We start from the raw sequence: 24,167 nt of genomic DNA, 5'->3' as shown, positions 1-24,167 counted from the left end.
CTACACGCCGTTACATACGGAACACGCCAAACTGCGTTGCAGATATGGGCGCATTAAGCGCGGCTGCGAGCGAAAGGCCGATGACATTGCGGGTCTCGGCCGGATCGATCACCCCGTCATCCCACAAACGCGCGCTGGCGTAATAGGGATGACCCTGACGTTCATATTGGTCCCGGATCGGTGCTTTGAAGGTCTCTTCTTCGGAAGTTGGCCAGCGCTTGCCCTTCGCTTCGAGATTGTCGCGGCGGATGGTGGCCAGAACCGTGGCCGCCTGCTCGCCGCCCATGACGGAGATGCGGGCGTTGGGCCACATGTAGAGGAAGCGCGGGTTGTAGGCCCGGCCGCACATGCCGTAGTTGCCCGCGCCGAACGAGCCGCCGATAATGACCGTGATCTTGGGAACCTGCGCGCAGGCCACAGCCGTGACGAGCTTCGCGCCGTCCCGGGCGATGCCGGCGTTTTCATATTTCTGACCGACCATGAAGCCGGTGATGTTTTGCAGGAAGAGCAGCGGGATCTTGCGCTGGCAGCACAGCTCGATGAAGTGCGCGCCCTTCAGCGCGCTTTCGGAGAACAGGATGCCGTTGTTGGCGATGATGCCGACCGGCATGCCCCAGATATGGGCAAAGCCCGTGACCAGCGTGGTGCCGTAGAGCGGCTTGAACTCGTCCAGCACCGAGCCGTCGACGATCCGGGCGATCACGTCCCGCACGTCGTAGGGCGTGCGGCTGTCGGCAGGGATGATGTCGTAGAGGCTCTCGGGTGTGAACCGGGGTTCTACAGGCGATTGCAGTGCCACGTCCGGCACGCGGGGCGGGGGCAGGGTGCCGACGATCCGCCGGGCGATGTCGAGCGCGTGGGCGTCATTGCGGGCCAGGTGATCGGCAACGCCGGACTGGCGGGCGTGAACGTCGCCGCCGCCAAGATCCTCGGCCGTGACGACCTCGCCGGTTGCCGCTTTCACCAGCGGCGGACCGCCGAGAAAGATGGTGCCCTGGTTCTGAACGATGACGGCTTCGTCAGACATGGCGGGCACATAGGCCCCGCCTGCCGTGCAGGAGCCCATCACCACCGAGATCTGGGGGATGCCTGCGGCCGACATGGTGGCCTGATTGAAGAAGATGCGCCCGAAGTGGTCCCGGTCGGGGAAGACCTCGTCCTGATTGGGCAGGTTCGCGCCGCCTGAATCCACCAGATAGACGCAAGGGAGGTTGTTCTCCCGGGCAATGTCCTGCGCGCGCAGGTGCTTCTTGACGGTGAGGGGGTAGTAGGTGCCGCCCTTCACGGTAGCATCGTTGCAGACGACCATGCACAGACGGCCGGCAATGCGCCCGATGCCGGTGATGATGCCTGCCGCCGGAATGGGCTCTTCGTACACCTCGTGGGCGGCCAGTTGGGAGAGTTCGAGGAATGGTGTACCGGGATCGAGCAGGCGCTCCACCCGCTCACGGGGAAGCAGTTTGCCGCGCCCGGTGTGTTTCTCGCGTGCGTCGGCAGGGCCGCCCTCGGCAATGGTTGCGATTTTCGCCTTCAGATCGGCGACCAGCTCACGCATGACGTCGCCCTGACGGCGGGGTTCGGAAACAGGGGCGTCTGCCCGCTTGCTCTTTACCATGCACCTCTTCCCATAATGGCCCGAAGCCTATTCCTTGCAGTTCCGATATAGGTTGATGGCGGCAAATGCGTCGGAAACAGGCTTCAGAGCGTCGACCCGATTGTTGCCGGTCGAGGCCATAGGTTTAAAGGCCCAGTTCTTTTAGGCAAATGGCATATTCGCCCGGGTGGCCAACTGCTGCAGCCACGGCAGCGCGCGAACGATTCGCGCCTGCTCTCGCGCCATGGCGAGAGCAGGCGAAACGAAACGCAGATGTGGAAAGCCGCTGAGGATAGGGTGGCAGGCCAGCCGCGAACCCCGGCCTTATTCCATGCCGAAGGGCGAGAGCATGCCGCGCACGATGACCATGGCAAGGGTTGCGCCTTCCACCACGGCGATGCCGGCCAGAACACCCGGAATGGTAAAGCCTTCACGGCTGCGGCGCAGCCAGAACTGCCACAACAGGATGGCCAGCGGAGCCGCCAGCAGGGAGTAATCCCACAGCAGGCTGGCAACGAACAGGGCCAGCGCCCAGCGCGCGGTCATGGAGCGATCGGCGGGCCAGAGCAGGGCAGCGTCGCCCTCGCGCGTGCGCGCGGCAGTGTTCACCCACACCATCGGTGCGAGCCGGGCCCAGCCAAGCAGCAGGGCAAGCGTCACCCACTCGGTGTTGTCCATGCGGACGGTGAGCAGCATGAGCAGGATAAGCTGGGTGATGAGCAGCAGGGCGACCGCAATGGTCGCAACGTGCAGGCCGATGGCAGCAGGCTTCGGCTCGCCTTCCTCCGCGCCGGCCCGGGCGGCGGTTTCACTGGCATAGGCGGCGAGGCCGGCGAGCGGGCGCGCACGAGTCAGCACGGTCCAGGTAATCAGGCCGAGAAGAGCGGCAAACCAGATGTCGATAACGACGGCGGCGCGAACAACTAGGCCGATGCCGACGCCGAAAGCCAGCCCGACAGCCGGGAACCAGACGGATGCGCCATCGGGCAGCGGCCGGATCTCCTGTGCCGAGGCCGGCATGCGCGTCAGATATCGGGCCGCTGAAAAGAACTGACCGGCCATAACTCCCTGCGAAAATTCGGGGTTGAGCAGTGTGAGCGTTTCCCACCCTTCGCCCATGACGCGCAGCGGGTCAAGCCGCGTAAACTGACGGAGTGAAGTCATTCCCGAAGGGTGGCGTCAACGCAACGCTTCGTTACCGAATGTCGCTTCCAGCAAGGGTTTTCTGGGTGTCGGGCGTCATAGGATCAGGTAGGGGCTGAGGCGTTGGCTGCTGCCGGCAGGCGGCCAGCAGAGCGGTAGTCAGCAGAATCATGACGGCAACACGGACGGGGGTGCTACGTGCCCCGGTTCCACTGGAGTCGGTTCCCTTGAAATGCGTCTGCTTCTGCATGTTGAACCTCGCGGTGGCGCGAATCCGTCCTCTGCCTGCAGCTAAGCGAACGCCTGCCCCGGCGGCTGGTTGCCAGGAAGCAGGCGGCGCACGGGAAGACTTTTGGCCGATACCCAGATGATCAGGCAGCCTTCGCCGAGAAGACGTGATGCGGCGGTGCTGTCGGCCGGATCCAGCGGGTGATTGCAGCGGCGCAGCGGCCATGGCGGGGAGGACCAAGGCCGCTGCGCAGGGTTCGTCTGGCTTAGCGCGCCGTCCAGCCGCCGTCGAGAGAGACGGGAACGCCGGTGATCGATGCGCCGGCGGGCGAGCATAGGAAGAGCACCGTTGCCGCAATTTCATCCGGCTCGACGAAGCGCTTGTTGGGCTGGGCGGCGAGGATGACCTCGCGCACGACCTGCTCCTCCGACATGTTGTGCACCTTGGCCTGATCGCGGATCTGTCCTGCGACCAGCGGCGTGTTTACATAGGCCGGGCAGATGGCGGTACAGGTGATACCGCTCTCAGCGCACTCCAGCGCCACCGTCTTGGTCAGCCCGATGATGCCGTGCTTGGCCGTAACGTAGGCCGACTTGAACGGAGAAGCGACGAGCCCGTGCGCCGAGGCGATGTTGACGATCCGGCCCCAGCCTCTCTCCTTCATGCCGGGCAGCGCTGCCTTGATGGCGTGAAAGGCGGAGGAGAGGTTAAGGGCAATGATGAGGTCCCACTTGTCGTCAGGAAATTCGTCGACCGGGGAGACAAACTGCACGCCCGCGTTGTTCACTAGAATGTCTATGCCGCCGAAGACAGCGGTGGCGTCCTCAATGTACGCCTTCACCTCGGCGGTCTTGCTAAGGTCCCCGCTGTTGAGCGTGACCTTCACGCCATGGTCGCGCTCCAGCCGGGCGCGCAGGGCCTCGTTGGCCGCAGCGTCCCCAAGGCCGCTGAGCGCCACGTTGCACCCGGCGCTGGCCAGCGCTTCCGCAACAGCAAGGCCAATGCCGCTGGTGCTGCCCGTGACCGCGGCGGTTTTCCCCTTGATCGAGTCGGTTAACATCAGTTGTGCCGCGTTGCGCATGGCCCGTTTTCTCCTCCCCGGGATAGTACAATACTGAAGCAGCGCGGCTCGCAGGCAAGGCTCCGGTACGGCGGCTGCCTGCTCTTTTTGCCGTCGCCAACCGCGAAATTGCAAGTTGAATCAGTTTTCAAGTTTGCGGCGCGGGAAGGGGGCTCGAGACTACAGTGTAAAATTTATGCTGCACCGCAAAAAGAATGCACTTATAAGCAGCCAGTAAGGGGAAGGGACAGGATGGCCGCCTGATGCTGTATGAACTGTACGAGCTTCAGAAGAAGGCAATGGCGCAGGCTAGCGCCTTTGCCAGCGCTGGTTCGTCCCTGTGGCTGAACCCACTCAATCCGCTGGCCTATACCAACGCGGGCAACATGGTTGCCGCGGCGCTGGACGTTTTCGCGCATACCACCAAGCCCTATGGCAAGCCGAAGTTCGGTCTGGACGAGACCATCATCTATGGCAAGCCGGTGGCGGTGCACGAGGAGATTGTAAAGCGCCTGCCGTTCGGCCAGCTGAAGCGCTTTCGCCGCGATACTGACCGGCAGGACCCGAAACTGCTGATCGTCGCGCCCATGTCCGGCCACTTTGCCACGCTCTTGCGGGGTACGGTGCGCGAGATGCTGCCGGACCATGACGTGTACATCACCGACTGGCGGGATGCGAAGCTGGTTCCGCAGTCCGACGGCCGGTTCGATCTCGACGATTACATCGATTATCTGATTTACTTTCTGAGTGAGATCGGTGAGGGGGCGCACGTCATTGCGGTGTGCCAGCCCTCCGTGCCAGCCATGGCGGCGGTGTCCCTGATGGCGAGTTGCGAGCACCCGGCAACGCCGCGCAGCCTGATCATGATGGGCGGGCCGATCGATACCCGCCAGAACCCGACGGCGGTGAACCAGCTTGCGCAGAACCGGCCGCTGCCATGGTTCGAGCAGAATGTGGTCGCCACCGTTCCTGCGCCGCATCGGGGTGCGGGCAGGCGGGTCTATCCGGGCTTTCTGCAGCTGGCCGGTTTCATGTCCATGAACCTTGGCGACCATTTGATGAGCCACTGGGAGATGTTCAATCATCTGGTGGAAGGCGACGGCGAAAGCGCCGAGGCGAAAAAGAAGTTCTACGAGGAGTACCGCTCGGTTGCGGACATGACGGCGGAATTCTATCTGCAAACGGTGGAGACCGTGTTCCAGACCCATGCGCTGCCGAAGGGTGAGATGCTCTATCGCGGCAAGCAGGCCGTCACGCCTTCCAAAATCACCGACACTGCGCTGATGGCGGTGGAGGGTGAGAAGGACGATATCTCCGGGATCGGCCAGACAAAGGCAGCGCTGACACTGGCCAGTGGTCTCACAGAGGCGAAGAAGAAATACCTGTTGGTCGAGGGCGTGGGCCACTTCGGCATCTTCAACGGCCGCGCCTGGCGCGAACGTGTGACCCCGGCGGTGAAAGACTGGATCGCCACGCACAACGGTTAAGTTTTTCGCAAAAGTTGATTTAGTGTCGAGGCTCGCTCTACAAGCTGGCGGAGTTTTGATTCCGGTTGCATGAAGCGGAACCTGCCAGATGCTGACGCTGCTTTCCCCCGCCAAGTCCCTCGATTTCGAGACGCCGCTGCCGCCGCTGGAGCCGACCCAGCCGCAATTGCTGGAGCGCTCGAAGGAGCTGGTGGAGCATGCGCGCAAGCTTTCCGCTCAGGATCTGAAGGACCTGATGGGCATTTCCGATGCGCTGGCCGAACTGAACGTGGCTCGCTTCCAGAATTTCACGACTCCGTTCACAAGTGAAAATGCCCGGCCCGCACTCTTTGCCTTCAATGGCGATGTTTACACCGGCTTTGACGTGAAGACGCTGAGTGCGGATGCGGTGGCATTCGCGCAGGACCACGTGCGGATTCTCTCCGGTCTTTATGGCGTGCTGCGCCCGCTTGATCTGATGCAGGCATATCGGCTGGAAATGGGCGTGTCGTTCCGCACGCCGCAGGCCAAGACGCTGTACGGCTACTGGGGTGAGACGATCACCAGCCTGCTCAACGAGCAACTGGCAGCGCAGGAGAACGCGGCGATCATCAACTTGGCCAGTCAGGAGTATTTCGGCGCGGTGCAGCCGAAAAAGCTGAATGCCCCGGTGATCACGCCGCTGTTCAAGGAGCGGCGCGGCAACCAGCTGAAGGTGATTTCCTTCTCCGCCAAGAAGGCGCGGGGGATGATGGCGCGCTACCTGTGCGAAAATCGTATCGATCGTCCCGAAGCGCTGAAGGAATTCGCGGAAGACAACTACCGCTTCGATCCGCACCTGTCAGACGACAACACCTGGCTGTTCGTGCGGTAGGATTTTTTCCTGCCGATCTTGCGTTCGTAGGGGGGCAAAGCCCCCTGCGAAAAATTACTGCACCCAGTAGTCCGGATTGCCTGCCTCGATGATGCGCGAGACATGATCGCGCACGTCCTTCGGCCAATTTGCAATGGCGGTTTCAAAACGCATCTGGTCCTTGGCGTAGAAGGCGCGCAGGGCGTCTTCGTATTTCGGCAGGTCGCCCGCCAACACGAGCAGGATGCGATCGACGGTTTCCTGAAGAACGCGCTGCCGATCTTTCGCTTCGTTCTTGCGACGCGCTTCATCCACCAGTTTGCGCAGTGCGACGGAGGCGCCGCCCGGCTGGCTGTTCAGCCACTCCCATTGGCGCGGCAGCAGCGTGACCTCGCGTGCAACCACACCGAGCTTGGGGCGGCCAGGACCACGCGGTGCCTCTTCCTCCGGCTTGGGAGCAGTCGCGACCGGAGCATCGGCGGAAAGGCGGGCAAGCACGTCGTCGAGCGTGCCACGCAGGTCCACTTCCGCCTGACGGCCGGTCGCATCATGAAAAATAAGGAACGAGGCGTTGGGCTCGCGGTCCAGCGTGTCCTTGGTGGCGATTGCCACGTCCCGAAGGGTGCCGGTGGCGAGACGCTGGTGGCCGTTAAAGGCGGAGTAGCTGTTCAAGAGCGCTTCGATCATGGCGCAGGGTTCCTTTGCAAGACGCAAAGGGTTTTACCCGGATAAAATCTGCGTGTCAATTATACCCGGGTAAAATATGTGCCGTGGTGAAGGTGCAGCTCAGCTACCCAGATTTTCCACCATCTCTTCCAGTTCCAGCCAGCGTTCCTCGCGTTCAGCGAGCTTGTCGCGGGTGGCTTCCAGTTCGGCAGAGAACTTGGCGAACTTGTCCGGGCTCTTGGTGTAGAGTTCGGGATCCGCCAGCTTCGCCTCCAGTTCCTGAATTTTCGTGCCCAGCTGTTCGATCTCGGCCGGCAGGTTATCCAGCTCGCGCTGGTCCTTGTAAGACAGCTTGGTCTGCTTCTTAGGCGCTGCCGGGGCAGGGGGCGCGGACTTTTTCGCCTCGCTGATGGAGCGCACGTTGGAGGGCTGCCGCTTGGCTTCCCAATCTGAATAGCCGCCGACGACCACATCCACCTTGCTGGTGCCGTCCAGACCGATGACCATGGTGACCGTGCGGTCGAGGAAGTCGCGGTCGTGGCTGACCAGCAGCACCGTGCCCTGATACTCGGAAATGATTTCCTGCAGCAGGTCGAGCGTCTCGAGATCGAGATCGTTGGTCGGCTCGTCGAGCACCAGCAGGTTGGAGGGACGGGCGAATTCGCGCGCCAGCAGAATGCGGGACTGCTCGCCGCCCGACAGGGTTTCGATCTTCGCATCCAGAAGGCTGGGGTCGAAAAGGAACTCCTTCAGGTAGCCGGAGACGTGCTTCTTGCTGCCGTTTACCTCGATCCAGTCGCCACCGTCCGCCAGAATGTCGCGCACGGATTTGCCCGGCTCCAGTAGCCTGCGCGCCTGATCGACGATGACGCGATCCAGCGTCTTGGCGATGCGGACGGAGCCTTCATCGGGCTGCAGCTCGCCCGTCAGCAGTTTCAGCAGTGTCGTCTTGCCAGCGCCGTTGGGGCCGACGATGCCGATGCGGTCGCCCTTCTGAATCTTGATGTTGAAGTTTTTGAAAATCGTGCGCTCACCAAAGGTGATGGACACGTTCTCGGCGTCGATGACGGTCTTCGACTTTTGCTCTGATTCGTTCAGCGCAAGGTTGGCGACGCCCTGCGGCCCGGTCATGGCACGGCGCTGGGCGCGCATGTCCTGCAGCTTGCGCAGGCGGCCCATGTTGCGCTTGCGTCGTGCGGTCACACCGCGTTGCAGCCAGTGTAACTCCAGCTTCAGCTTGGCATCCAGCCGCTCGGCGACGCGGGCTTCCTCTTCCTCCGCCTTTTCCTGCCAGGCCTCGAATCCGCCGAAGCCGACTTCGGCGCGGCGCACCGTGCCCCGGTCCAGCCAGATGGTGGAGCGGGTGAGGCGGGAGAGGAACATGCGGTCGTGGCTGATGACGACGAACGCGCCGGTGAACTGGCGCAGGCGACCTTCCAGCCACGCGATGGCGGCAAGGTCGAGGTGGTTGGTCGGCTCGTCCAGCAGCAGCACGTCAGGATCGAGCGCGAGCGCGCGGGCGATGGCGGCGCGGCGCTTCTCACCGCCCGAAGCCGTTGCGGCCGGCCGGTCGAGATCGACGCCCAGTTCCTCCGCCACCTTTGCAACTTCGTGCGGCTCTGGCGGCATGGGCTGGTCGCCCTGGCTCAGAGCAAATTCGCGCAGGGTGGCAAACTTTTCCACCGGCGGGTCTTGCTCCAGCAGAACGACGCGGGCGCGGGGACGTACAACGCGGCGGCCTTCGTCCAGCTCCAGACTGCCTGCGATCACGCTAAGCAGGGTGGATTTGCCCGCACCGTTGCGGCCCACCAGGGCAAGGCGGTCCTTTTCGCCGATGAACAGGTCCAGCGACCGAAACAGCCACCCTTCGCCGCGTTGGATTCCGATTTGTTCAAGAGAGAGAATGGGGGCAGACATATTGTAAACCTGTTAGTAGCGACTATACGACGGGGTCACCAACGGGACGTGGATATGTTCATGGCCGGTTCACGGGTGCAAGGGTAGTTTTCTCAGACATGACATACGGTCGATTTCTTCCCTTCCTTGCTATCGGGTCTGCCGTTCTGCTGACGGCTTACTCGCCCGCGCCTTATGGCGGGCGGGTGCTGGTGCGTTCCGCAGAACAGGATGCCGCCTATCGGGGCGTAAACTCCGGCCGGATGCTGTCCCTCGACCAGATCAAGTCCATAGTCTCTCGCCGGGTGAAAGGCGAGTACATGGGCGTGGAAATCGACGACGGGATGCTGCAAGACGGTGGATACGTCTACCGTCTGACCTATCGCCAGCCAAACGGTGCTATTGTCCGGGTGGACGTGAATGCGCAGAATGGGCGTATTCTCGGGATTCACGGCAAGTAAGCGCCGGTTAGGCAGGGGGTAAAGACAGACATGCGCATTCTGGTGGTGGAAGACGAGCCGACGTTGCAGCGCCAGCTCAAGGCCGCTCTGGAAGCGGGCGGCTATGCCGTTGATACTGCCAGCGACGGCGAGGATGGTCATTTCCTCGGTTCCACCGAATCCTATGACGCCATCATTCTCGATCTTGGCCTGCCCAAGATGGACGGCCTGAAGGTGCTGGAAGCGTGGCGGCGCGAAGGTCACGGCATGCCGGTGCTGGTGCTGACCGCGCGCGATTCCTGGTCCGACAAGGTGGCCGGGCTTGATGCGGGCGCGGACGACTACCTCGCCAAGCCGTTCCAGATCGAAGAGCTTCTGGCCCGCCTGCGCGCGCTCATCCGCCGCACCAGCGGCCATGCTTCCTCCGAAATCGAGGTGGGGCCGATGGTGCTGGACACCCGCTCCAGCCGCGTGACGGTGAAGGGCGAGGCGGTGCGCCTGACGGCGCAGGAATACAAGCTGCTGGCCTATCTGGTGCATCACAAGGGCAAGGTCATCTCTCGGACCGAGCTGACCGAGCATATCTACGATCAGGACTTCGATCGGGATTCCAATACGATTGAGGTGTTCGTCACCCGCATCCGCAAGAAGCTGGGCGTTGATCTGATCCGGACCGTCCGGGGCCTTGGCTACTGCCTTGAAGAGCCCGAAGCGGGCTGAACGGGCGGCGGCGATTGAACAGAGAACAGCATCAGCTGCACTTCCTCCTGTTTCAGCCCGGTTCGCTGTCGCGGCGTCTGGTGCTCATGGCGGCGGCATGGATCATCCCCATGCTCATGGCGGGCGGCTTCGCGCTTGACCGGCTGCTGGCGGACAACCTGACACAAGGGTTCGACACCCAGCTGCGCCAGTTCCTGCGCTCCTCCATCGCGGCGGCGGAAATCGACCCGACGGGCGAGGTGCGCAGCACCCGGCCGCTGGGGGATCAGCGCTTCTTCGAACCCTATTCGGGCCTGTACTGGCAGGTGAGCGCGCCGGGCAAGGCGCCGTTCCGCTCCCGCTCGCTTTGGGATCGTGCGCTGCCCTATGACCCCAAGGTTCCGGCGCAGGAGGGGGCGATCCGCACCATTCGCGCCTTTGGCGATGAGGAACTGCGGATTGCCGAGCGCGATGCGATGCTGCCGGGCTCCGACACCGTATTCCGCTTCGCCGTTGCCATCCGCGTCAATGAACTTCATCAGCAGATTGCCGACTACCGGCGGGTGCTGATCTGGTCGCTTTCCATTTTGGCGCTTGGCCTGCTCACCATGGGCGCGTTGCTTGCCACCTACGGCCTCAGTCCGTTGCGGCAGGTGCGCAAGGCGCTGTCGCAGATCCGCTCCGGCTCGGCTACCCGCATCGACAGTGCCAAGTTTCCGCCGGAAATTCTGCCGCTGGTCGATGAGATGAATGCGCTGCTGGAATATACCGAGGCGCAGGCGGAACATGCACGCACTCATGCCGGCAATCTGGCCCATGCTCTGAAGACGCCGATGAGCGTGTTGATGAACGAGGCGCAGGACGACACCAGCCCGGCTTTGCGGGAGACGGTGCTGGGACAGGTGGCCCTGATGCGCCGCCACGTGGACCATCATCTGGCCCGCGCCCGCGTGCTTGGCCGCCGCGCCGACATCCGTGCCCGCACGCCAGTCTGGCCGTCCGTTCTCAGCCTCAAGCGGGCGCTTGAGCGGATTTACGTGGAGAAGGAATTCTCGGTCGAGATCGAGGGCGACTCCTCGCTGGAATTTCGCGGCGAGCGGCAAGACCTGGAAGAGATGATCGGCAACCTTCTGGACAATGCTGCCAAGTACGGGCGGGGCCGCGCCCGCGTTACGGTGCGCAAGGATCAGAATGGCGGCAACCGTGCCTACCTGCGCATCGTCATCGAGGACGACGGGCCGGGCATTCCGGTGGAAAAGTGGAGCCTGCTGTTCGAACGCGGCGTGCGGCTGGATCAAAGCTCCAAGGGCACAGGCATTGGCCTGGCCATCGTACGCGACATTGCTGACATCATGGGCGGCAAGGTTTGGCTTGAACAGTCGGAAGAACTGGGCGGTCTTGCCGTCGTTCTGGTGCTGCCCCGGGCCGAAAGCGCCAAGGTGTAGAGGATTTACGCCCGGATACTGGCAGGTGGCAACATGTTCAGCCGCAGTTCAGTCGCTTTGGCCTAACGTGGCGGCAGTAACCTATTTCCGCGTTATGCGATCATGGAGACTTTGTATGCAGTTTCGGGGGTCTTCGCGTTGGGCCATGGTGCCTTTGCTGGCTCTGGCCCTTCCTCTGGCGGCCTGTCAGGATTACGGAACCAAGGAAGGCGTTGGTACGCTGGCAGGTGCAGGACTTGGTGCCTGGGCCGGGTCGGCCATCGACAGCTCGGGCTCGGGCGGTGTGGTCGCCATTGCGGCCGGTACGCTGATCGGCGGCTTCCTCGGCAATCAAATCGGTCGCGGGCTCGACAAGGCCGACCGTCTGGAGGCAGAGCGCGCTCAGTATCAGGCTCTGGAATATGGCCGTTCGGGTACGCGTACCGAATGGCAGAACCCTGACAGCGGCCACAGGGGCTGGGTTGAGCCGGCTCCGGCCTACCAGAGCGACCGCGGCCAGACTTGCCGTGAATACACTCATACGGTTGTTATCGGCGGCAAGCCGGAACAGGCCGTTGGCACCGCCTGCCGTCAGGAAGACGGTTCATGGCGCGTGGCGAGTTAATGATCCGCTGACCTGATCCAGTTCAGGTGTGCTGCCCGTGTGCGCGCCTGAACAGGTCAGCTGGATAAGCCAAGGGGTCGGATGCAGGCTGCATCCGACCCCTTTGTTTTGCCCGTTCGGCTGATTATGCTGCCCGCAGGGCACTCAGGAAGTGCTGGATCTGCTGACGCAGCACCTGCGCCTCGTTCGAGACGCCGCGTGAGGCGTCCAGCATCTGCTGTGCGTCGGTTGCGTTTTCGGCCACCGCCGTCTGAACGGCCGTGATGTTGCCAACCACCTGAACGGTGCCGTTGGCCACGTCCTGCACCGTGCGGCTGATCTCCTGCGTTGCGGCGCTCTGCTGCTCGACGGCGGAGGCCACGGTTGCGGACATCTCGCTCACCGTGTTCACGATGGTGCCGATGTCGTTGATGACCATCACGGTGCTGTCGGTTGCAGCCTGAATGGCGCTGATCTGTGCCGTGATTTCATCGGTTGCCTGCGCGGTCTGGTTGGCCAGGGTCTTCACCTCGGCCGCGACGACGGCAAACCCGCGGCCGGCTTCGCCTGCGCGCGCGGCTTCGATGGTGGCGTTCAGCGCCAGCAGGTTGGTCTGATCGGCGATCTGGTTGATGAGCGTGACCACTTCGCCAATGCGCTGGCCCGCTTCCGCCAGATGCTGAACCTGCGTGGTGGCATGGTCAGCCTGGGCTTTCGCCTTGATGGCCATGTTAGATGTTTCGCTGATGCGGCTGGTGATTTCCGAAATGGAGCTGGTCAGCTCCTCTGTTGCAGCCGCAACCGCATTGACGCCATTGCGCGCATTTTCGGTGGCGCGGGTGGCGGTTTCCGCCTGCTGGCTCGAATGGGTTGAGGATTCAGCCATGCGAGTGGCCGAGTTTTCCAGATCACCGGCGGCTTCGGTCAGGCGCTCGGCAATGCCGGCCACAGATGCCTCAAGATCGGATGCCATCTGCAGCAGGGCAGCGCGCTGGCGTTCGTCCGCCGCGCGGCGTTCCGCCTCGGCCTCATCCATCAGCTTGAGGTTTTCGGCATTCACTTCACTGATGCGCTGTTCCAGCAGAGTCTGGGCCTCGTGCCGCTCGGTTTCTACCTGCGACTGAAGCTCGGCATTGCGCTGGGATTGTTCGCGGAAAATTTCAAGTGCACGGGCAATATCGCCCACCTCGTCGCGGCGGTTGCTGCCTTCGATCACGACGTTGTGGTTGCCGTTGGTGAGGGTGTTCACTGCATCGGCCAGCTTGACCAGCGGACGGCCGATCAGCATCTGGCCAAGGGTCAGGGAAACGATCACGGCAAAGCCGACGCCGCCGATGGCGACGATGAGCATCAGGCGCAGGGCTTCGTCGTGGAAGGCTTGCAGTTCAGCGTGCGTCTTGTCGATATCCTTCGCCATCAACTGCGCAAAGGAACGCACATGCGCGCTCAGGGCCTGACGGGATGCACGGTTCTCGTCATTGTCACCGAGCAACCGAGCGGCTGCGCCACCTTGTTCCCGGGCAACCTGCGCCATTTCGATACGGTACTGGGCGAACTTCCTTCCCTCGCTTTCGAGTTGCGCAAACTCTGCGCGCTGCTCGTCGGGGATCATCTTGCTCCAGGCATCCAGCATCTGCGTGAAGCGGCCGACGCCAGCCTCCAAGCTGTTCGCGAACACCTCCACGTCCTCCGGCTCGGTGGACATGTAAACGCCGCGCGAGTCCATCACCACGGCGTTGATCAGGCCGTTGAGCTTTTCGCCATAAATGGCACGTTCGGCGGCATTTTCGATCGCAGTGACGTGTTCGCGGTAAACTTGAAGGGCATTGGCACCGATCAAGGCAATAGCGAGGGCCGTGACACCGAGCACGCCCACCATGACGCCCAGCTTCGAGCGAATGCGCAGGTTGAGAAGAAAGCCTTTAAACATAAGCACCTTAGCCACATTTAGTCTGGATTCGCTGATCCAAGCAGGCGCAAATTTGTACGTAACTGTTTTAGAATTTGTTAACGACGTCAGTATGTCCAAAGAAGTACGGACCAGCCTGGCCGAACTTGTGGGCGCACCTGGAAAACACGCATCGAAATCGATGCCCATGCGCTGCAAACAATCACTTTCCTTTTTGGGAGATGTGATTTTATATCATGGCCATGAGCACAATCCCCGTTACCATTCTCACCGGCTTTCTCGGTGCCGGAAAAACCACGCTGCTGAAGCGGCTGCTGGCGGATCCGCGTTTTTCGGACACTGCTGTCGTCATCAATGAATTCGGCGAGGTGGGGCTGGACCACATGCTGGTCGAAGCCGCGCCGGAGGCGATCATCGAAATGACATCCGGCTGCCTGTGCTGCACGGTGCGGGGGGACGTGCGGCGCACGCTGGTGATGCTGATGGAGCGGTCGGAGCGGGGAGAGATCCCGCTGTTCTCCCGCCTCGTCATCGAGACGACCGGCTTGGCTGATCCTGCGCCCGTCATCCACACGCTGCTGCTCGATCCGCGTCTTGCCCGTCGCTATCGGCTGGCGCAGGTGGTGACGGTGGTGGATGCCGTCAACGGCCCTTCAACGCTGGACAAACAGCCGGAAGCCCTGAAGCAGGCGGCCGTCGCTGACCGGCTGCTTGTCAGCAAGACCGACCTCCTGAAGGCGGGCGAGGCTGATGCGGTGTTCGAGCGGCTGCGCTCGGTGAACCCCGGCGCTGTGATTGCCGACGCCGGTGCGGCAGACTTCGACCTGCGCTCCATCGTTGACGATACAGTCACCTTCCGGCCGGACATGAAGCCCGCGAACGTGCGCGCATGGCTGGCGGCTGAAGCGGTCGAGGTGCAGCACGCGCATCATCATGATCATGAGCAGCATCATCACCACGACCATCACCATCACGACGTGACGCGCCACTCGGAAGACATTCGCTCTTTTTCACTGGTGATCGACCAGCCGATCAGTCGCATGGCCTTCGCCATGGCCATGCAGCTGCTCACGGCCAACCAGGGCGAGGACCTGCTGCGCGTCAAGGGCATCGTCAAGCTGGCGGAAGATCCCACGCGGCCCGTGGTGATCCACGGGGTCCAGCACATCCTGCATGACCCGGTGTACCTCGACGCCTGGCCGGACGATGACCACCGTACGCGCCTCGTGTTCATCACCCGCAACATCCCGAAGGAAACCATAGACGGCTTCTTCCGGGCCTGGGCACAGGCCAGCGTGCCGGGCGAGGCGTAAGGTTCTTTTACCGGGTACCTTGCAAGAAGGCAGGCGGAGCCGTTTTCCTCAGTCGTACCGCAGGGCCTCGATCGGGTTCAGGCGGGCCGCCTTGCGGGCTGGGTAGTAGCCGAACACGATACCGACGAGGCCCGCGAAGAACAGGCTCACTGCCACGATTTGCAGGTTGAGGCTGATATCGAACGCGCCGGTCATGCTGATGGCGACGACAAGCAGCAGCGAGAGCACGACGCCGATAAGGCCGCCTACCAGCGAGAGCAGGGCGCTTTCGGTGAGGAACTGGCTCATGATATCTTCCGGACGCGCGCCGACGGCCATGCGCAGGCCGATCTCGCGCGTGCGCTCGGTCACGGATACGAGCATGATGTTCATGATGCCAATGCCGCCGACCACGAGCGCAACGGAGGCGATCGCACCCAGCAGCGCGGTCATGGTGCGGGTGGTGGCGGTGCGCAGCGCCATCATTTCAGTGAGGTTGCCGATGCGCACCGGAGAGTCGGCGCTTTCCGGCGTGCGCTTGCGTTCACGCATCAGGTCTTCAACCTGACCCTGCACGCTGGCCATGATGTCCTGCGAAGAGGTCTTCAGGAAAATGGCATGCACTTCCCCGGCGATGCGGTCGCCGCTGCCCATCAGGCGGGACTGGGCGGTCTTCAGCGGCACGATGAGCACATTGTCCTCGTCCTGCTGGCCGCTGCCGCTGCCCTTTGAGGCCAACACGCCAATCACCTGCATCGGCGTGCGATTGACGCGGATGGTGGAGCCGATTGCACCGCCGTTGGGGAACAATTCCTTGCGCACGGACTCGCCGATCAGCACCACCTTGGCGGCGCTGCGCTCTTCCAATGGCTGGAACTGGCGGCCATCAGCCACCACCCAATTGCGGGCGATCAGATAATCATTGTTCGTGCCGTAAAGCTGGGATTCCCAGTTCTTGCCGCTGGTGACGATCTGTCCCGAACCGAAGCGCACGGGCGCGGCGGCCACCACGCCGGAGATGCGCTTCTTGATGGCCTCGGCATCCCTGTCCAGCAGGGGCGTGGCGCTGTCGGCGCTACGCACCGGGCCGCGTCCGCCTGACGGGAAGATCATCATCAGGTTGGTGCCCATGGCGCGGATTTCGCTGTCGATCTTGTCTCGCGCGCCCTGACCGATGGAGACCATGGTGATGACCGACGCCACGCCGATGATGATACCGAGCATGGTCAGCGCGCTGCGCATCTTGTGCGCCTTGAGGGACGCGAAGGCCAGCTGGAGGGAAGGGATCAGTCGCATCTGCTCTGTCCTCAGGCAGCCGGGTTCGGCCGCCAGATATCGGTGTTCTGGGTATCGGATTCCACCTTGCCGTCGCGCATGCGGATGATGCGGGTGCCGGCGTGGGCCACGCGCTCGTCGTGCGTGACAAGAACGACCGTCAGCCCGGCCGCGTTCAGGTCCTGAAAGAGGGTGATAATCTCTGCGCCGGTGCGGCTGTCGAGCGCGCCGGTGGGCTCGTCAGCCAGCAGAAGCAGCGGATCGTTCACCAGCGCCCGGGCAATCGCCACGCGTTGCTGCTGGCCGCCGGACATTTCGGACGGCAGATGGTTCATGCGGTTGGCCAGCTGCACACGCTCAAGGCAGCGGCGGGCGCGCTCTTCGCCATCCGTTACCGGATCGCGTCGGTAGATCAGTGGCATGGCGACATTCTGCGCCGCCGTCATGCGCGGCAGCAGGTGGAACTGCTGGAACACGAAGCCGATGGTGCGCCCGCGCAGCTCGGCCAGCTGAGCCTGGCTTGCCTGCCGGAGGACGGTGTCGCCAATGGCGATGGAGCCGTCCGAGGGGGTATCGAGCGCGCCGATCAGGTTCATGAGCGTGGACTTGCCCGACCCGCTCGGCCCCATGATCGAGACGAACTCGCCGCGCCGGATGGTCAGCGACACGCCTTGCAGGGCATTGACCGTCTCGTCACCCATGCGGAACCGTTTGGAAAGGTTCTCGCAAACGATGATGGCATCGGCCTCGTTGGGTTTGGCCTGAGGCGCGGCCGTCATGACGCGGCACTTTCGCCGATGATGACCTTGTCGCCCTCCTTCAAAGGGCCGCCGACGACCGATACTTCCTCATCGGTGCGGACACCGATAGCCACCGGTTTGGCTGCGGGTTGGCCGTTCTGGCCGATCACCCACACCGTGCCGCGCTGGCCCTTGGGAACGTTCTCCATGCCTGGTGGTGGAGCAGGGGGGGCGGCCTTTGCCCCGCCGCCTGCCGGGCGACGGCCGCCTGCACCCGGAGGGCCGAAACCACCGCCCGGAGGCATGTTGCGCGCTTCCTGCGCCGCGATGGCTGCCGGCTTGTAGCTCAGGGCCATGACCGGCAGCTTCAGAACGTCTCGCACTTCGCCCAGGAAGATGGTGGCGTTGGCGGTCATGTTGGGCAGCAGCTTGCCTTCCTTGTTGGGGGCGGTGATGATGACGGTGTAGGTGACGACGCCCGTGTTCGTGGTGGCCTGCTCCGCATCCGTGTCGCCGCTGGCAAGGCGCACTTCCTTGACTTCACCCTCGAAGGTGCGGTCCGGGTAGGCGTCCACGGTGAATTCGGCGCGCTGTCCGGGCGCAACCGAACCGATATCGGCCTCGTCCACGGCCGCTTCCACCTGCATCTCCGACAGGTCCTCGGCAATGGTGAAGAGGGTGGGCGTCTGGAAGCTGGCCGCCACAGTCTGGCCGATGTTGATGGAGCGGCTGATGACGATACCGTCCACCGGCGCGCGAATGTATGTGCGAGACAGGTCGATGCGGGCCTGATTGAGATTGGCGCGGGCCTGCAACAGGTTGGCCTCTGACAGCTTCACCGAGGCACGGGCCTTGGACAGCGTGGCCTCGGCGGTTTCCGTGCCACGGGCTGAGTACCAGCCGCTGGTGGAGAGCTTGCGCTTGGTCTCGTAATCGCGCTCGGCCTCGCGCAATTCGGCCCTGGCCTGATCCAGCTGCGCCTGCGCAATGGCGAGCTGGGCCTCACCCTGCAGCACCTTGGCCTCGAAGGTGCTGGGGTCGATGCGGGCCAGCACTTGGTCCTTCTTCACCGGCGTGTTGAAGTCGGCATGGAGCTCGTTGATGAGACCGGAGACCTCCGAACCGACCTCGACGGTACCGACCGCCTGCAAGCTGCCGGAGGCGGTGATGCTGGTGACGATATCGCCGCGTTCTGCCACCACAGTCTGGAACGAAGGGCCGGAGGGCTTACTGAAGGCCCACCAGGCCGCGCCGATGGCGAGAGAGGCCACGATGAGGCCCGTGTAAGCGAGACGTTTGCGGGAGAACGTGGGGCGAGAAACCATGGAATTTTTCTCAATTGTTTCCGTATATTGGCAGACGCTATTCGTTGCCGGTCCGAAATCTCGAGGGTTGCGAGCCTGCCTCTCCGCGCCCACTCGTCATACGAAAACGGGAGGGTAGTTCCTTCGGGACGCCGAGGAAATGGCAATACTTTCTGATTAACATGGGGGCTCGGCGAAGCGATGCCAGTGCGTCAAAGCGCACACACCCTCTGGACGAACGGGCCTGCTGTTGCCAATTACCCTGCAAAGACACGAAGCATAAGGTGTACAGACCCATGTCGCAGATCCCCGTTACCGTGCTGACCGGCTATCTGGGAGCCGGAAAGACGACGCTTCTCAACCGCATCCTCACCGAGCCGCACGGCAAGAAATATGCCGTTATCGTCAATGAGTTCGGCGAAATCGGCATCGATAACGATCTGGTGGTGGATACGGACGAGGAAGTGTTCGAGATGAACAACGGGTGCATCTGCTGCACCGTGCGCGGCGATCTCATCCGCATCATCTCCACGCTGCTGAAGCGCCCCGGCCGGTTCGACGGCATCATCGTCGAGACCACCGGCCTTGCCGATCCGGCCCCGGTTGCCCAGACCTTCTTCGTTGACGAGGACGTGCGAGCAAAGACCCAGCTGGATGCCGTCATCACCGTGGTCGATGCCAAGCACCTGCTGCTGCGCCTGGCGGATTCGCAGGAGGCACAGGAGCAGATCGGCTTTGCCGACATCATCCTCATCAACAAGATCGATCTGGTGACGCCGGAAGAGCTGAAACAGGTTGAAGCCGCCGTGAAGCGGATCAACCCGTACGCGGTCATTCATTACACCGAGAAGGCGCAGATCGACGTGAACCTGCTGCTCGACCGCGGCGCGTTCGATCTGGAGCGTATTCTGGAAGCGAACCCCGGCTTCCTCGCCGAGGACGATCATCACCATCACGACCACGATCATCACCATCACCATCATGACCATGAGTGCGACGAGCACTGCGGCCATGACCACGATCACCACCATCACGAAGAGCATGCCGCGCCCAACGTCATCCATGACAAGGGCGTGACCAGCGTTTCTCTGCGGTCCGACAAGCCGCTGATCGGCGACCTGTTCACCCGCTGGATCGGCGATCTGACGCAGGAGAAGGGGCCTGACATTCTCCGCCTCAAGGGCATTCTGGCGTTCGAGGGCGAGGACCAGCGCTTTGTGGTGCAGGGCGTGCACATGATCCTCGATGGCGACCTGCAGAAGCCATGGGGCGAGAACGAAGCGCGGGTGTCGCGCCTCGTGCTGATCGGGCGCAACCTTGATCCGAAGGACCTGAACGAACAGTTCCAGGCGTGCGTGGCGTAATCCGATGCCGCTGATGGATGATAACGGGCAGGCGCTCGATTTTGATGCCTTCATTGAAGCAGTGGTGCCGGTGCGCGAAGGCCTGGCCTTCGTCACCACCGAGGGGCAGATCTCGTTCGGCGGTGCAGAGGCACGTCAGGTGCACGACGGAGGCATCCTGTGCGCTGCCGCCTATGATGGCGGCATCGTGACCGGCGGTGACGACGGCTGCGTCAAGCTCACCAAGGCTGACGGTACGGTGCAGGACATTGCCGAGTTGCCGGGCAAGTGGATCGAGAAGATCACGGCCAGCGACGGTGCGGGCATTGCCTTTGCCACCGGCAAGACCGTGCATGTGGCGCGGCCGCTCAAGGGCGTGTTCCGCACCATCCAGCACGATAATACCGTGCAGTCTCTGGCGTTTGATCCCAAGGGCAAGCGGCTGGCCTGCGCGCACTACAACGGCGTCTCGCTCTGGTGGGTAAATTCGGACGCGCAGAAGCCGCTGGTGCTGGGCTGGAAGGGCGCGCACACGCTCGTCACCTGGAGCCCGGACGGCAAGTTCGTGATGACGGCCATGCAGGAGAACAGCCTGCACGGCTGGCGCATCGCCGATCTCGCTGACATGCGCATGGGCGGTTATCCGTCCAAGACCAAATCCGTCGCGTGGGTAGACAAGGGCAAGTACCTTGCCACCTCTGGTGCCGAGGCGGTCATCCTCTGGCCGTTCACCGACAAGAACGGACCCATGGGCAAGTCCGGCCTGCAGCGTTTCGGCCTTGGCGCGGTCTGCACGGCCGTTGCCGCGCACCCGAAGCAGGGGGTGATCGCCGCAGGTTTTGCCGACGGCGCGGTGCTCCTCTACCGCACGGACAACGACCAGGAAATCCTTGTCGCCGGGCGGACGGATGAAGAGGCGCCGGTTTCCGCCATCGCCTTCTCGCGTGATGGCAAGCAGCTCGGCTTCGGCCGGGAAGACGGAACGGCCGGTCTGGTGCAACTGCCGGGCTGACGCTCGACATAGCCCCGAGTACGATAAAAGCCGCCCCGGCTCTGCAGCTGGGGCGGCTTTTTCATGCGTCGGAAGCGCGAGACCTCAGAGCGGGTTCTTGCGCGGTCGGCCCCGCTTGCGTGGTGCAGTCGCAGCAATGACGGCAGCGGCCGGCGTTTCCTTGGGTGTCTCCGACGCTGCGGCCTTTTTGGTGTCCGCAGCCTTCTTGGTCTTGGCCGGAGCTTTCGCTTTGATCGGAACTGCAGCCTTGGTTGCGGCCTTCGCCGGTGCTGCAGCCTTGGGCTTTGAAGCGTCAGCTTTCTTTGCCGTGCCGTTCGGCTTGGCGGTGCCGTTGGTCAGGCATGTGCCGTTTGCCTTGGTGACAGGCTTGGCGGCCGGGCTCTTCGCCGGGGCGGCCTTGGCTGCAGTCCCCGTGCTGCTCTTCAGGCTCTTCTCGAGAGCGGCAATGGTTTTGGAAAATTCCGCAATCTTGGCCTTCTGATCAGCCAGCGTCTTTTCCGCCTTGTCGAGCCGGGCAGTGAGACGGCTCAATAACTTTTCTGTAGCGGACGAAGCCGCAGCGGGTTTGGGCGCAGACGCTGACTTACTCTTCGATGCAACTTTTGCACGCACGGTGGTGGCCTTGGCCATGTGATCCCCCTTTGATCGCCGTGAGCTGCAAAAACACTCACAAATAATTTTTCGTTCTGCAAGATAAGTTTTTCATGGTCCGCTTGAATATATGCCAGTGATTCCTGCTGATTGAGATTTTCCTGCCTTTTGAAAATTGAATTGCAGGTGCGAACGGGTCGAATTCATCGGGTCTGGCGAGCAGAGTACCGCGGGCTCTTCAGTCCGTGCTGGGCCACTGTCAGAGGCGTATGGCCTGGCAGCGGGCAACGGCAATGTCGCACAGTTTCTGTGTCGCCAACCTCAGGGACCTCATGCCTTTTGCCATGGTCAGTATGTCATCCATTTCAAGTGAATGGAGTTCGGCATCTTCCGGCTCCAGGAAGGCGTTCGGAAACAGCTCAAGCCGCGGCGGGCTGTAGCTGTATTGCTTCTTGCGTGGTTTGGTGCGGCTGCGCGCATAGGTGTAAAACAAAATGTAACTGTCCGGTGCATCCTTGATCCAGCCCGGCTCCCCGTGTGCAATTGCATTGCGGACGGGCAGGACCTTGTTCATCTGATTGATCGTCGACAACAAACTTCGGCGCTCGTCTGCCTGAACAAGAATTTTGTTGAGTGCGCTGCTCCACTCATTCACCTGTGCTTCCAGTGGCAGCTCGAACCAGCGCTCTTTTGCCTTTGGGCGAATAATGTCCAAACATAGACGCAGGCGCAGGCTGATACGGGACCACTCCTGAATGATGCAGATCTCGGCAAGTTTCAGACGCATCTCTGCTTTGCGCAAGGGAAGGGGTCGTTCCTTATATCCCATGCCAATCTTAGTGCTCCCCCATTTGTAAATTCCCGGATTTCGATGCCGTGCGCCTGCTGGCTGCAGCGTCACCTGAGTGACGAGTTCGGTGGGAAGCTAGGGGATGAGGATTAACGTTTGCCTAAGTGATTCGTTAAAAAACCATTAAAAATCAAATACATCATGGAAATTTGGCTTGCATCTCCACGAGATGGCGGCACAAGCGCGGAAGCGGGCATGAAGGGAAAAAGAAAGCGGCGCAGAGGGTATCTGCGCCGCGTGCTTCAGCCGGTATACTTACAGCTTGTGATCAGTTCAGTCCGCGTCGGGCTGCTCTGTGGGGTGCGCTGCGGCCACGGCGGGCAATCCTTGCGCGGCGCGCACAGCGGCCATCAGGCGCGGGTAGGGCGTCAGGTCGGTCTCGAACCGCTCGGCCGAATAGACCTGCGGCACCAGGCAGCAGTCGGCCAGGGTTGGCGTGTCGCCAAAGGCATAGGTGCCGTCGTGCCGGGCGATCATCGCCTCGAGCGCGGCAAAGCCTTGGCGGATCCAGCGCTGCGCCCAGGCATTGATCTGCTCGGGTGTGGCGTTGAGGTCCTGCCTCAGGCTTTTGAGGATGCGCAGGTTGTTGAGCGGGTGAATGTCGCAGGCGATGGTTGCCGCCATCGCCCGGACAACGGCCCGGTCCTGGGCGCTGCCCGGCAGCAGGGAGGGTTCGGGATAGCGCTCCTCCAGCCATTCCAGAATGGCCAGGCTTTGGGCAATGACGCCGCCGTCTGTCTCCAGCGCCGGCACCATCTGCTGCGGGTTGAGCGCGGCATAGGCGGAAGCCTCATGCGCGCCGGTGCGCAGGTCATGGGTGACCTGCGCATAGTCCAGCCCCTTGAGGTTGAGCGCAATGCGCACCCGGTAGGAGGCGCTGGAGCGCCAGTAGCTGTGCAGGGTCAGCGCCATGGCCTCAGCCCCTGACGGCCGGGGCCGGCGTGATCGTGCCGGCGCACGGGCCAAAGCCGATGGAGACATAGCCCTGCGCCTCGGCCACGGCCGAGAGGAACAGGGTATCGCCATCCTCCAAAAAGGTGCGGGTCTCGCCGGTGGGCAGCTCGAGCGGCTGCTGGCCGCCGCGGGTGAGCTCGAGCAGGCTGCCAAAGCCGTCCTCGGTCGGCGCCGAGATCGTGCCGGTGCCGAGCAGGTCGCCGGGCTGGAGGTTGCAGCCGTTGGAGGCATGGTGGGTGAGCAGCTGGGCGGCGGTCCAGTACATGTGCCGGGCCTCGCCCTGGCTGAGGCGCAGCGGCGGCAGGCCCTGGCGGCGCATCTCGGCCGAGAACAGGTAGACCTCGAGCCGGAGGGCAAAGGCACCCGCCTGCTGGTCCGCCTCGTCCCAGAGGTAGGGCAAAGGCCGGGGGTCGCCCGTGGGGCGCGCCGGCTGGGCGATGCGGAACGGGGCCAGCGCCTCGGCGGTGATGATCCACGGCGAGACGGTGCTGATGAAGTTCTTGGCCAGGAAGGGCCCCAGCGGCTGGTACTCCCACGCCTGCAGATCGCGCGCCGACCAGTCGTTGAGCAAGCACAGCCCGGCGATATGGGTGCCGGCCTGTGCAATGTCGATCGGCTCGCCCAGCGCGTTGCCGGGGCCGACCCAGATGCCCAGCTCGAGCTCATAGTCGAGCCGGCGGGCGGGGCCAAAGCTGGGCGCCTCGTCCTGCGGGCCCTTGCGCTGACCGTTGGGGCGGCGCACCGGCGCGCCCGAGGGGCGGATGGAGGAGGCCCGGCCATGGTAGCCGATCGGCACATGCTTGTAGTTGGGCAGGAGCGGGTT

At 62.9% G+C, this 24,167-nt stretch carries 22 protein-coding genes; 9 read left to right on the top strand and 13 right to left on the bottom strand.

Features of this window, described 5'->3' with window-relative positions:
• Positions 1 to 10 precede the first annotated feature (10 nt).
• From VIG90_RS08470 to VIG90_RS08460, 3 genes are all read right to left on the bottom strand, one after another.
• Positions 11 to 1,615 carry a carboxyl transferase domain-containing protein gene (locus VIG90_RS08470; RefSeq protein WP_349257203.1) on the bottom strand — a complete coding sequence of 535 codons (1,605 nt, stop codon included), beginning with the start codon at positions 1,613 to 1,615 and terminating at the stop codon, positions 11 to 13.
• Positions 1,616 to 1,918: 303 nt separating this feature from the next.
• Positions 1,919 to 2,758 (bottom strand): hypothetical protein, encoded by an 840-nt coding sequence (locus VIG90_RS08465; protein WP_331593056.1) that lies wholly within the window; start codon positions 2,756 to 2,758, stop codon positions 1,919 to 1,921.
• A 473-nt stretch (positions 2,759 to 3,231) separates the two neighbouring features.
• Entirely contained in the window at positions 3,232 to 4,047 is an 816-nt protein-coding gene (locus tag VIG90_RS08460) for a 3-hydroxybutyrate dehydrogenase (protein ID WP_331593055.1), read from the bottom strand.
• A 242-nt stretch (positions 4,048 to 4,289) separates the two neighbouring features.
• On the opposite strand from VIG90_RS08460, the gene VIG90_RS08455 reads away from it, so the two are divergent.
• Together VIG90_RS08455 and yaaA are read left to right on the top strand one after the other, a co-directional pair.
• Positions 4,290 to 5,513, top strand: coding sequence for a polyhydroxyalkanoate depolymerase (locus VIG90_RS08455; RefSeq protein WP_331593054.1), 1,224 nt, complete (start codon positions 4,290 to 4,292; stop codon positions 5,511 to 5,513).
• A gap of 88 nt (positions 5,514 to 5,601) precedes the next feature.
• Positions 5,602 to 6,366 carry a peroxide stress protein YaaA gene (yaaA, locus tag VIG90_RS08450; RefSeq protein WP_331593053.1) on the top strand — a complete coding sequence of 255 codons (765 nt, stop codon included), beginning with the start codon at positions 5,602 to 5,604 and terminating at the stop codon, positions 6,364 to 6,366.
• Between the two features lie 54 nt (positions 6,367 to 6,420).
• Here the strand turns inward: yaaA and VIG90_RS08445 are convergent, their stop codons facing one another.
• The gene (locus VIG90_RS08445) at positions 6,421 to 7,032 is read right to left on the bottom strand and encodes a DUF2239 family protein (protein WP_331593052.1); all 612 of its coding nucleotides are present in this window, start codon (positions 7,030 to 7,032) and stop codon (positions 6,421 to 6,423) included.
• Positions 7,033 to 7,131: 99 nt separating this feature from the next.
• Positions 7,132 to 8,928: an ATP-binding cassette domain-containing protein gene (locus VIG90_RS08440; protein ID WP_331593051.1), complete on the bottom strand. Its 1,797-nt coding sequence runs from the start codon at positions 8,926 to 8,928 to the stop codon at positions 7,132 to 7,134.
• Positions 8,929 to 9,026: 98 nt separating this feature from the next.
• Between VIG90_RS08440 and VIG90_RS08435 the strand changes: the two genes are divergently transcribed.
• From VIG90_RS08435 to VIG90_RS08420, 4 genes are all read left to right on the top strand, one after another.
• Positions 9,027 to 9,368 (top strand): PepSY domain-containing protein, encoded by a 342-nt coding sequence (locus VIG90_RS08435; RefSeq protein ID WP_331593050.1) that lies wholly within the window; start codon positions 9,027 to 9,029, stop codon positions 9,366 to 9,368.
• Between the two features lie 30 nt (positions 9,369 to 9,398).
• Positions 9,399 to 10,067, top strand: coding sequence for a response regulator transcription factor (locus tag VIG90_RS08430; protein WP_331593049.1), 669 nt, complete (start codon positions 9,399 to 9,401; stop codon positions 10,065 to 10,067).
• Positions 10,068 to 10,081: 14 nt separating this feature from the next.
• Positions 10,082 to 11,491, top strand: coding sequence for a HAMP domain-containing sensor histidine kinase (locus tag VIG90_RS08425; RefSeq protein ID WP_331593048.1), 1,410 nt, complete (start codon positions 10,082 to 10,084; stop codon positions 11,489 to 11,491).
• A 115-nt stretch (positions 11,492 to 11,606) separates the two neighbouring features.
• Positions 11,607 to 12,095 (top strand): RT0821/Lpp0805 family surface protein, encoded by a 489-nt coding sequence (locus VIG90_RS08420; protein ID WP_331593047.1) that lies wholly within the window; start codon positions 11,607 to 11,609, stop codon positions 12,093 to 12,095.
• A 124-nt stretch (positions 12,096 to 12,219) separates the two neighbouring features.
• Here VIG90_RS08420 and VIG90_RS08415 read toward each other — a convergent pair whose 3' ends face one another.
• The gene (locus VIG90_RS08415; RefSeq protein WP_331593046.1) at positions 12,220 to 14,004 is read right to left on the bottom strand and encodes a methyl-accepting chemotaxis protein; all 1,785 of its coding nucleotides are present in this window, start codon (positions 14,002 to 14,004) and stop codon (positions 12,220 to 12,222) included.
• Positions 14,005 to 14,219: 215 nt separating this feature from the next.
• Between VIG90_RS08415 and VIG90_RS08410 the strand changes: the two genes are divergently transcribed.
• Positions 14,220 to 15,296: a GTP-binding protein gene (locus VIG90_RS08410; RefSeq protein ID WP_331593045.1), complete on the top strand. Its 1,077-nt coding sequence runs from the start codon at positions 14,220 to 14,222 to the stop codon at positions 15,294 to 15,296.
• 48 nt (positions 15,297 to 15,344) lie between these two features.
• Here VIG90_RS08410 and VIG90_RS08405 read toward each other — a convergent pair whose 3' ends face one another.
• Genes VIG90_RS08405 through VIG90_RS08395 form a run of 3 tightly spaced genes read right to left on the bottom strand, consistent with a single transcriptional unit; the run spans position 15,345 to position 18,615 of the window.
• Positions 15,345 to 16,571, bottom strand: a complete 1,227-nt coding sequence (locus VIG90_RS08405) for an ABC transporter permease (protein WP_331593044.1) — start codon at positions 16,569 to 16,571, stop codon at positions 15,345 to 15,347.
• An 11-nt stretch (positions 16,572 to 16,582) separates the two neighbouring features.
• A complete protein-coding gene (locus tag VIG90_RS08400; protein ID WP_331593043.1) occupies positions 16,583 to 17,329 on the bottom strand; it encodes an ABC transporter ATP-binding protein in 747 nt (248 codons plus the stop codon).
• On the bottom strand, positions 17,326 to 18,615 hold the full coding sequence (locus tag VIG90_RS08395) for an efflux RND transporter periplasmic adaptor subunit (protein WP_331593042.1): 1,290 nt from the start codon (positions 18,613 to 18,615) through the stop codon (positions 17,326 to 17,328). Before VIG90_RS08395 ends, VIG90_RS08400 begins: the two co-directional genes overlap by 4 nt.
• 275 nt (positions 18,616 to 18,890) lie before the next feature.
• Between VIG90_RS08395 and VIG90_RS08390 the strand changes: the two genes are divergently transcribed.
• Together VIG90_RS08390 and VIG90_RS08385 are read left to right on the top strand one after the other, a co-directional pair.
• A complete protein-coding gene (locus VIG90_RS08390; protein WP_331593041.1) occupies positions 18,891 to 19,958 on the top strand; it encodes a GTP-binding protein in 1,068 nt (355 codons plus the stop codon).
• Between the two features lie 4 nt (positions 19,959 to 19,962).
• Positions 19,963 to 20,949, top strand: coding sequence for a hypothetical protein (locus VIG90_RS08385; protein WP_331593040.1), 987 nt, complete (start codon positions 19,963 to 19,965; stop codon positions 20,947 to 20,949).
• Between the two features lie 84 nt (positions 20,950 to 21,033).
• Here the strand turns inward: VIG90_RS08385 and VIG90_RS08380 are convergent, their stop codons facing one another.
• From VIG90_RS08380 to fahA, 4 genes are all read right to left on the bottom strand, one after another.
• Entirely contained in the window at positions 21,034 to 21,579 is a 546-nt protein-coding gene (locus VIG90_RS08380) for a hypothetical protein (protein WP_331593039.1), read from the bottom strand.
• 220 nt (positions 21,580 to 21,799) lie between these two features.
• On the bottom strand, positions 21,800 to 22,327 hold the full coding sequence (locus VIG90_RS08375) for a hypothetical protein (protein ID WP_331593038.1): 528 nt from the start codon (positions 22,325 to 22,327) through the stop codon (positions 21,800 to 21,802).
• A 336-nt stretch (positions 22,328 to 22,663) separates the two neighbouring features.
• A complete protein-coding gene (maiA, locus tag VIG90_RS08370; RefSeq protein WP_331593037.1) occupies positions 22,664 to 23,302 on the bottom strand; it encodes a maleylacetoacetate isomerase in 639 nt (212 codons plus the stop codon).
• Positions 23,303 to 23,306: 4 nt separating this feature from the next.
• Positions 23,307 to 24,167: fumarylacetoacetase (gene fahA, locus VIG90_RS08365; protein ID WP_331593036.1), on the bottom strand; the 861-nt coding region annotated here is incomplete at its 5' end.

The sequence above is a fragment of the Pedomonas sp. genome (genome assembly GCF_036515995.1).
Classification (GTDB): Bacteria; Pseudomonadota; Alphaproteobacteria; order Sphingomonadales; family Sphingomonadaceae; genus Pedomonas.
This window is presented reverse-complemented; position numbering and strand designations above follow the sequence as displayed.

Coding starts and splice junctions, on each gene's coding strand:
- VIG90_RS08455 (WP_331593054.1), top strand. CDS start 4,290: ATGCTGTATGAACTGTACGAGCTTCAGAAGAAGGCAATGGCGCAGGCT.
- VIG90_RS08430 (WP_331593049.1), top strand. CDS start 9,399: ATGCGCATTCTGGTGGTGGAAGACGAGCCGACGTTGCAGCGCCAGCTC.
- VIG90_RS08405 (WP_331593044.1), bottom strand. CDS start 16,571: ATGCGACTGATCCCTTCCCTCCAGCTGGCCTTCGCGTCCCTCAAGGCG.
- VIG90_RS08440 (WP_331593051.1), bottom strand. CDS start 8,928: ATGTCTGCCCCCATTCTCTCTCTTGAACAAATCGGAATCCAACGCGGC.
- VIG90_RS08395 (WP_331593042.1), bottom strand. CDS start 18,615: ATGGTTTCTCGCCCCACGTTCTCCCGCAAACGTCTCGCTTACACGGGC.
- VIG90_RS08445 (WP_331593052.1), bottom strand. CDS start 7,032: ATGATCGAAGCGCTCTTGAACAGCTACTCCGCCTTTAACGGCCACCAG.
- VIG90_RS08415 (WP_331593046.1), bottom strand. CDS start 14,004: ATGTTTAAAGGCTTTCTTCTCAACCTGCGCATTCGCTCGAAGCTGGGC.
- yaaA (WP_331593053.1), top strand. CDS start 5,602: ATGCTGACGCTGCTTTCCCCCGCCAAGTCCCTCGATTTCGAGACGCCG.
- VIG90_RS08410 (WP_331593045.1), top strand. CDS start 14,220: ATGGCCATGAGCACAATCCCCGTTACCATTCTCACCGGCTTTCTCGGT.
- VIG90_RS08380 (WP_331593039.1), bottom strand. CDS start 21,579: ATGGCCAAGGCCACCACCGTGCGTGCAAAAGTTGCATCGAAGAGTAAG.
- maiA (WP_331593037.1), bottom strand. CDS start 23,302: ATGGCGCTGACCCTGCACAGCTACTGGCGCTCCAGCGCCTCCTACCGG.
- VIG90_RS08435 (WP_331593050.1), top strand. CDS start 9,027: ATGACATACGGTCGATTTCTTCCCTTCCTTGCTATCGGGTCTGCCGTT.
- VIG90_RS08470 (WP_349257203.1), bottom strand. CDS start 1,615: ATGGTAAAGAGCAAGCGGGCAGACGCCCCTGTTTCCGAACCCCGCCGT.
- VIG90_RS08385 (WP_331593040.1), top strand. CDS start 19,963: ATGCCGCTGATGGATGATAACGGGCAGGCGCTCGATTTTGATGCCTTC.
- VIG90_RS08420 (WP_331593047.1), top strand. CDS start 11,607: ATGCAGTTTCGGGGGTCTTCGCGTTGGGCCATGGTGCCTTTGCTGGCT.
- VIG90_RS08465 (WP_331593056.1), bottom strand. CDS start 2,758: ATGACTTCACTCCGTCAGTTTACGCGGCTTGACCCGCTGCGCGTCATG.
- VIG90_RS08375 (WP_331593038.1), bottom strand. CDS start 22,327: ATGCGTCTGAAACTTGCCGAGATCTGCATCATTCAGGAGTGGTCCCGT.
- VIG90_RS08460 (WP_331593055.1), bottom strand. CDS start 4,047: ATGCGCAACGCGGCACAACTGATGTTAACCGACTCGATCAAGGGGAAA.
- VIG90_RS08400 (WP_331593043.1), bottom strand. CDS start 17,329: ATGACGGCCGCGCCTCAGGCCAAACCCAACGAGGCCGATGCCATCATC.
- VIG90_RS08390 (WP_331593041.1), top strand. CDS start 18,891: ATGTCGCAGATCCCCGTTACCGTGCTGACCGGCTATCTGGGAGCCGGA.